The following is a 15,370-nucleotide window of genomic DNA, read 5'->3' as shown; positions in this document are numbered from 1 at the left end:
GCCCTTCTACGGTAGTTCTGCTTGTTGCCCACGTGAAGTCGGATTTATAGTCAGACTCAGTGCATCGCATCGCCCAAAGTCGACAGCCAGGGCATTCTCGCCGTGACTTCCCCGGCCCATTGGGCAGATGCGTAGAGGCTTGTCCGCTTATTCAGAGTCGTAGGCCGCGGCAACGATTCGGGGTGAGGGAGAGGGATTTTTCTAATCGATGCAGGACCACCTTCGCTGGATTCGCCCTGAATTTCTACGGGTGGCCGAGTCGGTCTTGCTCGCATTCGTTGGCGGTCATAGTTAAATTTGGCCCGCACCGATTCAGGTTAAGAAAGTTGCCTTTGCCCAGGATCACTTCCCGTTTGCACTGCTGATTTGAGTTAGATCAAGATGTCGCCGTTTTCCGATGATGCTCCGTTACAACGTGTGGGAACGATTGAGACTCACACTGGGGGAGAGCCGACGCGGGTGGTGATCTCGGGAGGGCCAGATTTAGGGACGGGGTCGCTGGCGGAGCAAACTGAGCGGTTCCGTGATCAGTTCGATGAATTCCGCTCTGCTGTTGTGAACGAGCCTCGCGGGTCGGACGTCATGGTGGGAGCTTTGTTGCGTCCACCGGTCGAGGAAAACTCGGTCGCTGGAGTTATCTTCTTTAATAATGTTGGCCCGCTGCAGATGTGCGGGCATGGGACCATCGGCGTGGCAGTCGCACTGGCGTATCTCAACCGTGTTCAGCTGGGTCGCCACCAACTCGACACACCTGTCGGGACTGTTGCCTTTGAACTACTAGACACCAACCGGGTCACAATTCAAAACGTCCCTGCGTATCGGTATCGAAGCGATGTTGAAGTGCATGTCGAGGGGCTCGGACAGATTCGCGGGGAGATCGCCTGGGGGGGTAATTGGTTTTTTCTCGTGAATGATCATGAGCAAGACTTGAATATCAACAATGTCGAAACATTGACTAAAATCACCTGGGCAATCCGACAAGCACTGACAGCAAACGGAATTACGGGTGAGAATGGCAAGGAGATCGACCATGTTGAACTCTTCGGTCCACCTGTTGATCCGCAAAATGACAGCCGCAACTTTGTACTCTGCCCCGGCAAAGCGTATGACCGCTCTCCGTGCGGGACAGGAACGAGTGCCAAGTTGGCCTGTTTGTATGCCGATGGAAAACTGGCTGCGGGAGAGATTTACCGCCAAGAGAGCATCATCGGCAGCCTGTTTGAAGGTTCGGTCCAGGAGGAAAACGGGAAGGTGATTCCCAGCATCACAGGAACAGCTTACGTCAACGCAGAAACAACACTCATTCTGGATCTCAATGATCCATTTCGTTTTGGAATTCGCTCGTGAATGATACTTCTCAACCATCAACACCCCCGTCAACTTCCTCATCTAATGTCGTCATCGTCGGCGGTGGCGTGATTGGGGCTGCGTGTGCCTACTATTTACAAAAGACCGGTGCCACCGTCACGGTGATCGATCGTGGAGAGTTTGGGCAAGCCTGCTCGCATGGGAATTGCGGATACATTTCTCCGAGTCATATTTTGCCACTCTGCAAACCGGGTGCAGTCTCTTCCACGATGAAGATCATGTTTAAGAAGAACTCTCCCTTTAAGGTGAGAGCTCGTTTCGACATGAGTTTATGGAGCTGGATGCTAAGATTTGCACGTAACTGTAATCATGAAAGCATGCTGAAATCAGGCCACGCCCGGCAAGCGCTACTGGACTCATCACGTGAGTTGTATATCTCGTTAATGACTTCGGGAGAGCTGTCGGATTGCGAGTTGCACACTGATGGATTGATCTTTGTGCATGACGACGAGCATCACTTCCACGCATATGAAAAGACAGACAAGCTCTTGAGAGAGGAATTTGGGCTCGCTGCCAAGCCGTACGATGGAAAGGCTCTGGAAGCTCTCGAACCGTCACTTAAGCCGGGCGTTGGTGGCGGGTGGCTGTATGAGTGCGACTCTCATGTTCGTCCCGACAAAGTGATGTCTGCCTGGAAGGAGCGACTGCTCGCGAACTCTGTGAACATTGTCGAGCACTGCGAATTTCAATCACTCACCACCCGCGATGGAAACGTTTCGCAAATTGAGACTTCAACCGGCTCTGTGAAAGCGGATCAGGTTGTGTTTGCGACCGGAGCGTGGTCGCCACAACTCGCGAAGCATTTGAAGGCGACGATTCCGATTCAACCGGGGAAAGGGTATTCCATGACGATGCCGCGACCCAAAATCTGCCCGAAGTATCCGATGATTTTTGAACAACATCGCGTAGCCATCACACCGATGGATACGGGTTATCGAATCGGCTCAACAATGGAATTCGCTGGGTACGACTCATCGATTAATGAAGCTCGGCTGGAGATCTTAACGAATGGTGCAAAACACTATTTGAAAGAACCGCTCGCAGAACCGATTCAAGAGAAATGGTGCGGCTGGCGACCGATGAGTGCCGACGGAACGCCGATTATCGGGAAACTTCCGCAGTTTAAAAATGCCTGGCTGGCTGCGGGACACAGCATGCTCGGGCTGTCGATGGGAGCCGGAACTGGCAAGCTTGTGGCGGAATTAATGACCGATCAAACTCCACATATCGACCCACACCCATACCGCGTCGAACGCTTTTAGAGCAGTTTGCTCCACCGTGTGCCCTTGAATAACGCGTTTCATCCATAAAATTGCTTTACCACGAGGCAGAACGCGAACGCCAATTCATAAGATCCCATAATATCATGAATACGCCAGTCCGAAAAAGCTCTGAGCACGTGCGAACCGTCGCTGTCATTGATGTCGGAACAACTTCCGTCAGAATGGCGATCGCGGAAATCTTTCCCGATGGAGATGTGCGGATGCTCGAATCGCTCTCGCAAGCGGTCACGCTGGGGAAAGACACATTCACAAGGGGTGAAATCGCTCGAAATACCATTGAAGAATGTGTCGCTGCACTGAAGGCATATCGACGTAAACTGAATGAATATCAGATCACTCGAACGGAGGACATTCGAGTTGTCGCGACAAGCGCGGTTCGTGAAGCTATCAACCGCATCATGTTCGCAGATCGGATTTTTGTCGCGACCGGGCTTTCAGTCGAAACTCTCGATGCAGCTGAAGTTCACCGAATCACGTTTCGCGGTGTCCAGCCGATGCTCAAAGAACAGACAGACTTGTTCCAATCGCAATCATTTGTCACCGAGGTCGGAGGGGGAAACACCGAATTGCTTCTCTTGAAGCAGGGAGATGTCGCCTATTCCCATGCGTTCCGTCTGGGGTCGTTGCGTCTTTTGGAGTCGTTGTCGAAGTATCATTTTCCGCGTGAAAAACGACGACAGATCATGCAGACCGAAATACGCAGCCAACTCGAACCGCTCACCGAACTCGTTGAGTCCGACAATCCAACCAGCATGGTGGCGATGGGTGGTGACATCCGGTTCGCTGTCGCTCACCTCTTAAAAACAACCGTCGAAGATGATGAACTCGTTGGGCTTTCTGTTGCCCAGCTCGCCAAATTCACGGACCAAATCCTCTCGATGAGCGACGAAGCGTTAGTTTCCAAATACCAATTGACATTTCCCGAGGCTGAAACGCTGGGATCGGCATTGCTGATCAACCTGACGATGGCACAACTTCTCGGCGTGGAACAAATTCTCGTTTCGAGCGTCAACTTGCGAGACGGCCTTCTCAACGATATGTCCAAGGGCCCGGAATGGAGCGAAGAGTTTCAGCAACAGATCATCCGTTCAGCCTGGGAACTGGCAAAAAAATATGACGTCGACGACGATCACGCCCACTGTGTCGGAGACCTTGCTCGCCAGTTATTCCGTCAACTTCAAGCTGATCACGATCTCGACAGTCGTTATGAAACGCTTCTGTATGTGGCTGCCCTGCTCCACGAAACGGGAGCGTACATCAACACATCGAGCATCCATAAACATTCTATGTACCTGATCATGAACAGCAGTCTCTTCGGATTAACGTCCGAAGATTTGACTCTGGTTTCGCTGGTGGCGCGTTATCATCGAAGAGCGTTGCCCAGATCGAGCCATCAGCAATATGCCTCCATGGATCGCTATCGCCGTGTCGCCATTTCCAAGCTCGCTGCGATCTTACGATTAGCCATTGCGATGGATGCTTCGCGCACACAAAGAGTCAAAGAGATCGAATGCACACGAACTCGGAACCGGCTGGTCATTAGCGTCCCCAACATCGACGATTTATCCGTTGAGCAAATTGCCATGCGAAGAAACCGGCAGTTCTTTGAATCAATTTTTGGGCTGGATGTACTTCTACGAACTCAGGTTAAAGAGCTAAAAATCGAGCCAAGTGCGCAATTGTAGCCCTGATTCGACTCACTTTTCACGAATTGTACCAACAGAACACCGGGCTGCTGTATAAGATTCAGAGTAAGAGACTTGTCCTGTCGAACATCGAGCGACATCTATGAAAATTACATTTCTTGGAGCGGCTGGTGAAGTCACCGGGAGCCAGCATCTAATCGAGACAAGCCATCGTCGCATCTTGCTCGATTGCGGATTCTTTCAAGGCCGACGAGCCGAGTCACGAAAGAAAAACGAAACGTTCCATTGCGATCCGAAGAACCTCGATGCCGTGGTGCTTTCACATGCTCATATCGACCATTGTGGAAACCTGCCACAGCTATACAGCAAAGGCTTTCGCGGCCCGGTATTCTGTACCGATGCGACAGCCGACATCGCTGAAATCATGCTGATGGATTCAGCAAAAATTCAGCGTGAGGATGCGAAGTATCTGTCACGAAAACTCGAAGGCGATCATCCCCCCATTGACCCACTCTACACTGAGAAAGACGTGAAAGGGCTCGTGTCGAATTTTGAGCCATGTTCATTTTCTGAATGGTATCAACTGTGTGATAACGACGAAGTTCGATTGCGATTTCACCGGGCGGGTCACGTCTTGGGATCGGCAATTGTTGAGTTGGAACTGAAAGACGGAACAGAGCATAAACGAGTCGTCTTTTCGGGAGACCTGGGACGTCGCGGAATGCCGCTGCTGCGCGATCCTGATCCAGTCGAAGGGGCTGACGTCCTGATCTGTGAATCGACGTACGGAAGTCGCGTTCACCCACCACCGCAGGACATCAAATCGCAACTCAAAAAAATCATTGGTGAATGTTTCGTCAAAGGGGGACGGGTCATTATCCCGGCCTTCAGTTTCGGACGGACTCAGCAAATTGTTTACTACCTGAACGAACTAACGAACAGCGGAGAGCTGAACTGCTTGCCGATGTTTCTCGACAGCCCATTGGCCAGCCGCCTCACAAACGTTTTCCGCCGCTACAATCACACTCTCGACGCAGATGTTCAGGAGACACTCAAAAACGACGACGACCCGTTTGGATTTGAATGCTTAACGGAAATTGAAAACCAGCAACAGAGTATAGAGCTCAATAAGCGACGAGGGACATTTGTTGTGATCGCTGCCAGTGGAATGTGCGAAAACGGACGTGTTGTCCACCATCTCAAGCAAGCACTTCCCCACGAGAAGAACACTGTCGTTCTCATGGGCTATCAAGCCCCGCATACAACCGGTCGGGAAATCGCAGAGCGAAAGGAACGTGTCCGCATCTTTGGCCGTGATGTCCCTGTCCGGGCAAACGTCGTGCAGCTGGAAGGTCTCTCCGCACATGCCGATATTGTCGATTTCAAATGGTGGTTCGAAGAATCAACGAAACGGGGGCATTTCGGAAAGGTCTTTTTGGTCCACGGAGAGCCGGACTCGGCTCAAGCACTGGCAACCACAATTCGCGACTACTGTGACGAAGACCCAATCATTCCGGCCTTTGGAGAGTCGTTCGAAATCTGAACCGGTTTGCCGAGCAACCGGAGAAGCTGACCAGGAAGAAACGGCAGCTGAGAATCGATAGTTGTAAAGAAGTTCACTGAAGATCAAAAAAGAGGCGCAGCCCGGATTCGAACCGGGGAATAACGGATTTGCAATCCGTCGCCTTAGGCCACTTGGCTACTGCGCCTTCTTGAATTCTGCTTCACTCATTGAAACCCGATGAGCAGAGCTGTTGGCTTTGTATTCAGTCGGGCTGTGTAATATCTGATCGGACAAGGAAAAGCGGAACCTTCGACATATTTCCTGTTTTTCCGCAGGAATTCATGACATCAACATTGGTTGAAATCAGCAAGGTCTATCTGACCCGCAAACTTTCCCATGGATGAGTAACTTAACGATCATTTCATGGAGCGTCAAACCTGTTCTCAAGTTCGCGACAGAGTACGATTTTTCTTTCTCAAACAACTGAAATGTCCTGTGAAACTTGAGCTTGAGAGGCTTCAACAGAAGACAAAACCAGGTCGCGTCACTAGCATAGAGACTGAAGTCAATGATGAACGCAACACATGTTTTCGCATCAGTATCTACGAGTGCGAATTCTGAACGTCTTTTGGGTAGGGATTGAGAAAATGCCAACGACACATGAAATTTACGATCAGGCCGTTGAACTCAAAAATCAGGGGGATCTGGAAGGAGCTGTCAGCAAGCTCAAGGAAGTCCTCGAGATTGATCCAAATCATTCCGACTCCCACTCGGCCTTGGCGGTCTACTTACAACGACTGGGACAATTTGACAGTGCGATTGAGCACGCGAAGAAGGTTTGCGAGATCTCTCCGAATGATTCGTTCTCCTATACGCAACTTTCCGTGATCTACGTGAAGTGTGGAAAGATTCAGGAAGCTGAAGATGCCCGTGAAAAGGCTCATCAGGTCCAGGCTGCGAATGCCGGGTAAGCTTCGAAGCGTTTTCAGAAGAGAGTCGGTTGCCGAAAGGTGATCTCAGCACGACCGGGCCATGCTGGCATTGGCGGAACATCCGGACAGTGTTGATTGACGAGCCCCCAAAGCTTCTCGCCAAGCGCTGGGGCAAAAAGCTCATTAGGAGCATGTGTGAACAGATACGGGCTGAGCCCCTGTTGCAGCCAGCAAGCAGCAATCTCAGCCCAGTCGTTCCACCAATCTTCAACGGCAGCGACATCATTTCTTCCGACAACCCGAACCATCGGATGCTCTCCCGTGACTGTTGTCCGAAACGGAGAGCGCGGTTTGCGTCGCTGAGCTTCTTTCTCGGTTTCGTCCGTCGGTGCTGCTGAAAACAATGACCGTGAATCAAACAGGCAGCGGTCCATCCCGAGATCGGTGAGCAACTGGTCAAGACCTCGTTCGCATTCGCCTTCATCGAACCAGTCACGATGACGGACTTCGACGGCGTAGGAAAACTCTTTGGGCAGCGACCTCAGAAATTGTTCGAGGAGACCAAAGTCCGTTCCTGAAAAATATGGTGGAAGCTGCAAAAACGCCGGACCAAGACGGTCACGCTGTTGGAGCGTCGACAGCAGCGAAAGAAATGCGTCGGTGACGGCTCCGCAGTCAAACAGTTTGGCTTCGTGAGAAATGGATTTTGGGAACTTCAGGCAGAACCGAAACCCGGCCGGAGTTTGATCGCACCATTGTTCGATCGTCTCGCTTCCCGGCAATGCATAGAACGTGCTGTTCACTTCCACAGTATTAAAAACAGAGGCATACTGACTCAGAAACTCTCGACGTGTCGCCTTCGCTGTGAAGAGACTCCCCTTCCATTGAGCAAACGCCCAAATTGGACAACCAATGTAAAGCGATGGACGCTGCGAGTCCGCAAGAGTTGGCTCTGTCATGATTTGACTTCAACTGGAAGAGTTCGTGGATCAGAACCGGTCCGATGAATGACATACTCAGTGCCGAAGAGAGCATCTTCAGGTTTTCGTATTGGTCCTGATACCACTATAGTCATTTGAGGTGAAAATTCTATTAGAGCATGATTAATGCTTGTCGTGCCCGTGAAGTTCATTTTATGACATCATAGGCTGCTCGCCACGAGGCAGTACGTAAAGATCAAAATTGGATGTGTTCTAGTCAGGTTCATGAACGACATTGCCAGATTCATTGAAGGACGCGATATGAAATCACAACTTTGGATCGCACTCGTGATCGTGTTCACGGTTTGCACACCAGGAGAAGCTGCCAAGAAGAATGTGTTGTTTATTGCGATTGACGATCTGCGTCCCGAACTGGGTTGTTTCGGCTCTGATGTTGCCATCTCACCGCACTTGGATGCATTGGCTGCAAAAAGCGTGGTCTTTAAAAATCACTTCGTGCAAGTCCCAACCTGCGGAGCCTCGCGCTACGCATTACTCACAGGCAGAAGTCCCGCGAATTCGGGAGTGACTTCCCAAAACACAGCCGCCTATCGCGGCAAAAGTGCCTTCTCGATGGAGCAACTTCCCGGAGCACAAACGCTTCCCGAGCTTTTCCAGCGGAGCGGTTACCACACGACTTTGATCGGGAAGATTTCTCACACTGCGGACGGATTGGTATACGAATACAACGGTGAAGGAGATGGTCGCCACGAACTCCCGCACGCCTGGGACGAATTGGCAACACCGTTGGGGCCATGGAAACGTGGCTGGGGAATCTTCTTCGCGTACGCGGATGGCAAACATCGTGAAGATGGCGGAGGGCATCTCGACTTGATGCAATTCACGGTCGAAAACGATGATGACCTTCCCGACGGAATGCTGGCAACCACCGCCGAACAAAAGCTTCGAGAGTTCAGCAAGTCTGACAAACCATTCTTCCTCGGCCTGGGGTTCATCAAACCACACTTGCCATTCGTCGCCCCCAAGCAGGACTGGGAGGCTTTCGAAGGCGTTCAAATTTCTGATCCACCACACCCCGAAAAACCAGACAGCCCACACTGGCACAAAAGCGGTGAGTTTTTTAAGTACACATTCCCGTTTCCGAAAGAGCGACCGCTGAGCCCAGAAGAGATTCGCGAATGTCGACGCGCCTATCTAGCCTGTGTTCGATACACAGATCGACAAGTCGGCCGCGTGATGAAAGTCCTCGAGGAGACCGGGCTGGCAGAATCAACAGTCGTCGTTGTCTGGGGAGACCACGGCTGGAATCTCGGCGACTCCAACATGTGGGCCAAACATACTCCCTTCGAACGAGCCGTTCACAGCCCGCTGATCATCTTTGACCCAGACCACATCAACAACGCCCGAACCACCGACGCCCTCGTTGAGACAATCGACATCTATCCCACGCTGATTGACTTGTGCGAGCCCTCATTTACCAAAACGACTCATCCACTCGATGGAAAGTCGCTCTTGCCAATTCTGAACAATACAAAACCATCCGTCCGAAACAGCGCTGTCAGCTACTGGAGAGATTCCGTCACAGTCCGAACAGCGACTCACCGTTTAATCGCAACGAAGAAAAAAGGCTCAAACAGAAAATTTGAACTGTACGATCAAACAACAGACTTCGACCCCGTCAAGAATCTGGCAGAGAGCCAACCTGAAGTCGTCAAAAAACTAACGCGATTACTTCCGTAGAAGCGATTCACAAAACGTACTCCGGTGGCTGGGGACAGGTTGCTGGTTTAGATGTTCATCTCTGGCCTGTGCGTCTTCAGCTATCTGCCCCCAGATAATCGAAAACCCAACACTCTGGGGGCAACCTGCTTGCGCCCCTTCCAGAACGCGAAAATCAAAGAACGCAGGTTGTCCCCAGCCACCGTTGCGATACCTCACCTTGCCATCCCATTTGTTCCGGCTTATATTTAAAGTCTGCTTCAGGGCCAGCATTCTGTCTTTGAGGCAAAATCCCCTTGAATCCCCCATGATAGACAGAAAAATTTCTGTCTATCATTATTTAGCTGGCATGGAGTGCCCACCGCACAATGAGTCTCGTCTTTATAAGCTACTCACACACCGATAGTTCGCATGCCGATGCCATCGTTACAACGTTGGAGGAACTCGGCGTCGAGACGTTTCGCGATGTTAAGGACATCGAATGGGGACAGGCCATCTCGACCAAGGTACGCGAAGGTCTGGAATCCGCTGCTGCAATTATCGTCATCGTTTCCCCCGGCAGCCTGAAATCCCAGTGGGTCGCGTACGAAGTCGGCTTCGGCACGGGCACAGGCAAACGCATCCTGCCTTATCTAACGCACCCGTCGCTCGACCAACCCGGATTCATGGCAGACTTAACCTACGTCAAATCCATCGACGACATCCGTGACTTCTTCGCGACCAACACGGATTGGCACTCGCCAAATCAAACCACAGCCAACGAAACGAAACGTACAGCCACGCTCAGCGACATGCAGGTTGAGTACCTCATGACCATTAGTAAACCTTGCAACGAAGGCATGATCTGCGGTGGCATCGACGAGCAGACAGGTCGTGATGTGGCTCTATACCAAGACGCTCTTGAGCGTTTCCAAGAACTGGGTCTCATGCGATACAATGGAGGCGGGTACAAGTTGACGCCCAATGGGTGGAAACTGGTCGATCAACTGTGGGCGTTGGCAATCGTCGACGCGCTCGAGGTTGACAAGTATCAACATGAATCAAAGATTGCAGAAGCAGTTGGACTCACGGACGGTCAAACCGAAATGGAAGAAGTTCATCGACTTATCGACGCATTGAAGGAACGTGGTTTCGTGAATTCAACTCGCACAAGAAGTGGTGTAAGTGCGGCGTTGACTCAAGCAGGCGCAACCCACCGCAAACACAGGCCACTCGAACTCTGAAATCGCCAGCTAACCGGAGCGGCGGGTGGCTGGGGACAGGTTGCTGGTTTAGATGTTCATCTCAGGCTTGTGCGTCTTCAGCTATCTGCCCCCAGATAATCGAAAACCCAACACTCTGGGGGGCAACCTGCTCGCCCCCTTTCCAGAATACGAAAATCAAAGAACGCAGATTGTCCCCAGCCACCCGTCGTAGAAGCGATTCACAAAACGTACTCTGACGGGTGGCACGACTCAGGTTGCAGCGTGCCACGGTCTCCTTAAGTGAAGCGGGTGCAGTTACAGCATTCTCCTAAACGAACCACGTCCATCAACGGCAAAAGCGATCACTCTGTTCCGTAAGACTGGCACAGATGTGGCACGAAAGATTTCACATCATCAGGGACGTTCTGCCGGTTTTTGACTTTCGAACTCAGGCAAGATATTAAACAGGTTGCCTCAAAAGAGTTGGATTCTCGATCTTCTGGCGGCAACCTGACCAAACGTAGCTTTGAATTGATCTGCCTGTACTTCTCCGGCTCGGCCGACGAAGAAGAACTTTTAAAATCGCTCAAAAGATCCTCTCCATAGCACACTGAAAAAAGTGCCGAACAATATTGGGGGGAGCCCTGCCCTACCGGCTTTCACTGCGGGTTGGCTCAAGGGCAAGAATCTGAGTAAGTTGTGACATGCACAATTCTGGGCTGTCCGTCGAAATAGGCCGCGACCGTACTTGCTCGAATCGAATACGGCCCGACGTTGGCTCCGAAAAGTTCCGCCCATGCGCTATTGATGGTCGCAGTTTTTTGAACTCGTATTGCGTGAGCTTGACCAACACCAGGCGAGGTGTTTGAGCAAAAAATGAACTCATTATTTCCATCGACAGAGACTGTGCCGAGAATTAATTCTCCGTCGAGGTCATCATTGTCATTGACATCTCCACCGCCGATATTTTCGTTCCGCAAAAGTATGACTGGCGTTGCATCATACGGATTCATAGCATCTTGACCAACGATCAAGTTGGCAGCACCTGTCGTCAGCGAATCGTCCCGCGTGGATGCCCGCCCGACGGCGGAATTCGCGCCCGTCCCCCAGGTTTGCACACCGCTTAATGCGGCAGCCTCTATGGCGTTTTTAAGTTCCACTCGGCCTGTCCATAGTCGTGTGGTGTCTACCATCACGCCGAACATGACGACCAATACTGGTAACAAACCAATGAACCAGAGGACTGCAACTCCGCTACGATCTTTGATGCCCGAGACATACAGGTCTCTTCTAATGCATTTTCTCATATGTGCTTCCTCTGGGAGAGCGTCTCTTTCAACCCGTAATCTGAATTATTCATCTGCTTGAGGACCATAACTCACATCCAGCAGTGTTCCTAATGGAGTCGGAGGTGTTTGAATTTCCCAACTTGCTCCACCATTTATTGTCTTCAAAATGTAAGGTGCGACAAGTGGAGCACTGAGATTATTTGTGCCAACGGCGTAGCCGGTATTCGCGTCAATGAAATCAACAGAATTCAAAGTTCCTACTGATACTGGGTGCGTCTGCCGAACCCAGGTTGCGCCTCCATCCGATGTCGAAAGAATTAAGGTGACAGTATTCAGGCCAGAAACCTCTTGACCGACTGCCCAACCGTTCATGGCATCAACAAAATCAACTGAAAGCAGTGATCCCGCGAGAATTGGCGATGGTAATGCAGGTAGCGGCTGTGAGACCCAGGCTCCAACACCTGCTCCACCAGTAGTGGTTTTAATAATCGTTGGAACAGCTCCATCAGACCCAACTGCCCAACCTGTAGCTGTGTCTATAAAGTCGACATCATTCAGAACACCAACTATCCCTACGGGTGAAACATCTGTGAAGCTTCCTGCTCCATTTGCGGATGAAAGAACGTACGCATTCCCTGCGTTGGTACCAACAAACCATCCATTATTTGAATCAACAAAATCGACAGCATTCAGAACCCCACCAGCCGAACCAACGTTGTTACGCGTATTCCACATGTCTCCGCCAGTTGTTGTTCTCATCACGAGCGGAAATAATGATCCGACTTCCGACCCGATCGCAAACCCGACCATGGAATCAATGAAATCAACATCGACAAGAGCCCCATCATCAGGAAATGTTTGAAGCGTCCAGCTTGCTCCGCCGTCTATTGTTCTGACAACGACTGGCAAAACATCCGGCATTAAAGGATCCCCGAATTCTCCAGTACCGACTGCCCAGCCATTCATGTTATCAACAAAATCAACAGCAGAATGAGTGCCGGTGTATGTTCCGGGAGTTGTCTGCGCCGACCAGGCGGGACCTGCTGAGATTTCGTTAATAATTGCGGGACGAATGTTTAGGGCATTGCTTGCATCAGTGCCGGCTGACCAGACAAATCCTGACGGAATCGCTGACCGCTCATATCGAAAAACCGTCGAGTGTGAAATCGTTACGTCAGACAGATCTAAACCAAACGTTGCGAGCAAATTCGGTACATTGCCAGAAAAGGGAACACAAACGGTCACTCGAACGTGTTCATTTGTTAAAGGTAATCCTCCTCCTTGTGGCTCACAAACGCAGCCCGCCGGAGCCACAGCAGGATAGACCTGCACGGTATTCATGACTCCCGCGACATTGTGTTCCATGATGACCTGACATGATTCGCTTAAGCTGCCGTTGGCAAGTAGCTCATCGATTCGTTCTTTCAAAGACTCTCCCAATGGAGGTCCCGGCATCGCTGACGCATCATTGAAATTTTCCAGCCACGGATTTTCTGCCGATGTTCGACTTGACTCAGCAGCGAGCTTGACCCCAACTCGACTAGCGAATGAGACCTGCTGACTCACCTGAAAAAGAATCCCGAACTCGATAATTGCGAGCAGGCAGATGAACAAGATGGGCAAGACGAGTATCGTCTCTAAAACTACAACTCCTCTGCGTAGACGAGATTGATACTCAGAGGGAAACTGGGAGTGATTGATAGTCGCACTCTGGATAATCACAATATTTCACACACCGAAAAGAAAGACCGATATTAGAAAGCTTTAACCCGACCACATTAACTAACACTGATGCGATTATTACCATATCACAACAATGAATCAAGAGGACCTTAATATTAGAGCAATTTCAATGCTTGTCGTACACGTGAAAGCCACCTTCATAGATTGACCGACACGAAGCTGTAGCGACGAGGTGAAAGGAACAGCAGCGGAGGGAATGTCCCTGAATGTGCGCTCGATTAGTCCTTGGCTGTCCAGGTGAATATAAGTCAGCGACGTCGGCTGGGACTGGTCTCAGAATTTCGATTCGACAGTTGGCTAGGGACAGTTTGGCAGGGTGGCCGTGTTGAGAACGGATTGCGAGCCACGGCCTCTGTAAGCCGTGCGGGTGCAGCTACAACATTCTATAATACGAACAGGTCCATCAACAGTAAAAGCGGACACTCTGTTCCGTAAGACTGGCACAGATGTGGCGCGAAAGATTTAACACCATCAGGGCTACACTGCCCATGCGTTTGAAATTTCGAATTCTCAAAATCAGTCTCCGTGAGTTGCTTGTCTGCATAGCATTGCTCGCAGGTTGCCTGGCATTGAGTAAGAGACTTGTTGATCGTGTGACTCATCAGTCAGAAGCCGTGGCCAAAGTCCGCCGCACGATGGGAATGGTTCGATACGACTTTCATGTCGCGGTGCCGCAATGGTGTGTCGATTGGTTCGGCCCTGACCTGTTCGCCACCCCAACTTCCGTCGCCTATTTTGAGGGCGGGGCTTACCCAGAGCATGCACCGGAGAACCATCGCAACTACGCGGCACTTCAAGACTTGCCTGAGCTAGAAGAGATCGATGTTTTCGACAGTGCCTTCCCTATCGATGTTCTTGACGGCATTTCAGGGTTAACACATCTGAAGATTGAGCAGAATGGACTACGCGACGATGACATGGACAGAATTGCACAGCTACAGCGTCTTCGCGTCTTGCAGCTTCCATTCAATGATATCACTGACGTGGGAGCGAAAAAACTGACTCACCTTAAGAACCTGACTGAGCTCGACCTATCCGGAAACCTCGTGTCGGACCTGGCAATTGCAGACTTGCGTGCGGCGCTCCCTGAATGCCGAATCAAAAGCTGGCAGCGATAGCATGGCTGGGGCGCTGATTATGTTTTGAGCAAGAGAGAATCCAGCTTCAAAATCAAACCATGGCAAACAGGTCTAAACAGTGGCGGGACCGTCCACCTCTAGAGCATCTTTCGAATTGGTTTGCAGGTTCAGCCTCTTGGCGGACAGCATTTTTTCTAGAAGCAGTCTCAGAACCTAAGGAATCGCGACCTTTCTCTGTGCCAGAGAAGTGAACAGAAAGCTTTGAGACCAGTTCTAGAGAAATGCGTTCTTCACGACGGGTGGCTGGGGACAGGTTGCTGGTTTGGATGTTCATCTCTGGCATGTGCGTCTTCAGCTATCTACCCCCAGATAATCGAAAACCCAACACTCTGGGGGCAACCTGCTTGCCCCCCTTCCAGAATTCGAAAATCAAAGAATGCAGATTGTCCCCAGAATGTAGGGTCTGCTATGCGGACCGAATACGTTGACCGTTGGATGCAGTAAGGCCCATTGATTTACAGTTCACTCCAACCATAGTATAACTCAAAATTCGCCCTCAAACGAAACACACCAGCCTCAATCTGGTCCGCAGAGCCTGAACGTTTCCCACAATTGTTGGTAGGTTTTACAACTTTGGTTTTGAGTGGATGCGGGTTTGTGGCTTGAATTGCTGGGGAGCTTG

The 15,370-nt window shown here is 50.9% G+C and carries 11 protein-coding genes and 1 tRNA gene; 8 read left to right on the top strand and 4 right to left on the bottom strand.

The window, feature by feature from the left end; genetic code table 11:
* Positions 1 to 381: 381 nt before the first annotated feature.
* From ACN0YR_RS21060 to ACN0YR_RS21045, 4 genes are all read left to right on the top strand, one after another.
* On the top strand, positions 382 to 1,347 hold the full coding sequence (locus ACN0YR_RS21060; RefSeq protein ID WP_417851192.1) for a proline racemase family protein: 966 nt from the start codon (positions 382 to 384) through the stop codon (positions 1,345 to 1,347).
* Positions 1,344 to 2,630 carry an NAD(P)/FAD-dependent oxidoreductase gene (locus tag ACN0YR_RS21055; RefSeq protein WP_417851191.1) on the top strand — a complete coding sequence of 429 codons (1,287 nt, stop codon included), beginning with the start codon at positions 1,344 to 1,346 and terminating at the stop codon, positions 2,628 to 2,630. Before ACN0YR_RS21060 ends, ACN0YR_RS21055 begins: the two co-directional genes overlap by 4 nt.
* Before the next feature lie 104 nt (positions 2,631 to 2,734).
* Entirely contained in the window at positions 2,735 to 4,336 is a 1,602-nt protein-coding gene (locus tag ACN0YR_RS21050; RefSeq protein ID WP_417851190.1) for an exopolyphosphatase, read from the top strand.
* A gap of 103 nt (positions 4,337 to 4,439) precedes the next feature.
* Positions 4,440 to 5,840: an MBL fold metallo-hydrolase RNA specificity domain-containing protein gene (locus tag ACN0YR_RS21045; RefSeq protein ID WP_417851189.1), complete on the top strand. Its 1,401-nt coding sequence runs from the start codon at positions 4,440 to 4,442 to the stop codon at positions 5,838 to 5,840.
* A gap of 92 nt (positions 5,841 to 5,932) precedes the next feature.
* Here the strand turns inward: ACN0YR_RS21045 and ACN0YR_RS21040 are convergent.
* Positions 5,933 to 6,006 (bottom strand) — tRNA-Cys (locus ACN0YR_RS21040).
* Between the two features lie 442 nt (positions 6,007 to 6,448).
* On the opposite strand from ACN0YR_RS21040, the gene ACN0YR_RS21035 reads away from it, so the two are divergent.
* Entirely contained in the window at positions 6,449 to 6,772 is a 324-nt protein-coding gene (locus tag ACN0YR_RS21035) for a tetratricopeptide repeat protein (protein WP_417851188.1), read from the top strand.
* Between the two features lie 14 nt (positions 6,773 to 6,786).
* On the opposite strand, the gene ACN0YR_RS21030 is transcribed toward ACN0YR_RS21035, so the two are convergent.
* Positions 6,787 to 7,692, bottom strand: coding sequence for a DUF72 domain-containing protein (locus ACN0YR_RS21030; RefSeq protein ID WP_417851187.1), 906 nt, complete (start codon positions 7,690 to 7,692; stop codon positions 6,787 to 6,789).
* Between the two features lie 282 nt (positions 7,693 to 7,974).
* Between ACN0YR_RS21030 and ACN0YR_RS21025 the strand changes: the two genes are divergently transcribed.
* Complete coding sequence (locus tag ACN0YR_RS21025; protein WP_417851186.1) at positions 7,975 to 9,414, top strand: sulfatase; 1,440 nt, start codon at positions 7,975 to 7,977, stop codon at positions 9,412 to 9,414.
* 347 nt (positions 9,415 to 9,761) lie between these two features.
* Positions 9,762 to 10,616, top strand: a complete 855-nt coding sequence (locus tag ACN0YR_RS21020; RefSeq protein WP_417851185.1) for a TIR domain-containing protein — start codon at positions 9,762 to 9,764, stop codon at positions 10,614 to 10,616.
* 635 nt (positions 10,617 to 11,251) lie between these two features.
* Here ACN0YR_RS21020 and ACN0YR_RS21015 read toward each other — a convergent pair.
* Positions 11,252 to 11,884, bottom strand: a complete 633-nt coding sequence (locus tag ACN0YR_RS21015; protein ID WP_417851184.1) for a TadE/TadG family type IV pilus assembly protein — start codon at positions 11,882 to 11,884, stop codon at positions 11,252 to 11,254.
* Positions 11,885 to 11,929: 45 nt separating this feature from the next.
* Positions 11,930 to 13,588, bottom strand: coding sequence for a TadE/TadG family type IV pilus assembly protein (locus ACN0YR_RS21010; protein WP_417851183.1), 1,659 nt, complete (start codon positions 13,586 to 13,588; stop codon positions 11,930 to 11,932).
* A gap of 509 nt (positions 13,589 to 14,097) precedes the next feature.
* Between ACN0YR_RS21010 and ACN0YR_RS21005 the strand changes: the two genes are divergently transcribed.
* Positions 14,098 to 14,727 (top strand): leucine-rich repeat domain-containing protein, encoded by a 630-nt coding sequence (locus tag ACN0YR_RS21005; protein ID WP_417851182.1) that lies wholly within the window; start codon positions 14,098 to 14,100, stop codon positions 14,725 to 14,727.
* The last annotated feature ends 643 nt before the right edge of the window (positions 14,728 to 15,370 follow it).

Source organism: Thalassoglobus sp., assembly GCF_048270125.1.
In the GTDB taxonomy this organism is placed as follows: domain Bacteria; phylum Planctomycetota; class Planctomycetia; order Planctomycetales; family Planctomycetaceae; genus Thalassoglobus.
This window is presented reverse-complemented; position numbering and strand designations above follow the sequence as displayed.

Excerpts from the sequence above, each read along its gene's own strand:
- ACN0YR_RS21005 (WP_417851182.1), top strand. The coding sequence starts at position 14,098 with ATGCGTTTGAAATTTCGAATTCTCAAAATCAGTCTCCGTGAGTTGCTT.
- ACN0YR_RS21015 (WP_417851184.1), bottom strand. The coding sequence starts at position 11,884 with ATGAGAAAATGCATTAGAAGAGACCTGTATGTCTCGGGCATCAAAGAT.
- ACN0YR_RS21045 (WP_417851189.1), top strand. The coding sequence starts at position 4,440 with ATGAAAATTACATTTCTTGGAGCGGCTGGTGAAGTCACCGGGAGCCAG.
- ACN0YR_RS21050 (WP_417851190.1), top strand. The coding sequence starts at position 2,735 with ATGAATACGCCAGTCCGAAAAAGCTCTGAGCACGTGCGAACCGTCGCT.
- ACN0YR_RS21060 (WP_417851192.1), top strand. The coding sequence starts at position 382 with ATGTCGCCGTTTTCCGATGATGCTCCGTTACAACGTGTGGGAACGATT.
- ACN0YR_RS21020 (WP_417851185.1), top strand. The coding sequence starts at position 9,762 with ATGAGTCTCGTCTTTATAAGCTACTCACACACCGATAGTTCGCATGCC.
- ACN0YR_RS21025 (WP_417851186.1), top strand. The coding sequence starts at position 7,975 with ATGAAATCACAACTTTGGATCGCACTCGTGATCGTGTTCACGGTTTGC.
- ACN0YR_RS21030 (WP_417851187.1), bottom strand. The coding sequence starts at position 7,692 with ATGACAGAGCCAACTCTTGCGGACTCGCAGCGTCCATCGCTTTACATT.
- ACN0YR_RS21035 (WP_417851188.1), top strand. The coding sequence starts at position 6,449 with ATGCCAACGACACATGAAATTTACGATCAGGCCGTTGAACTCAAAAAT.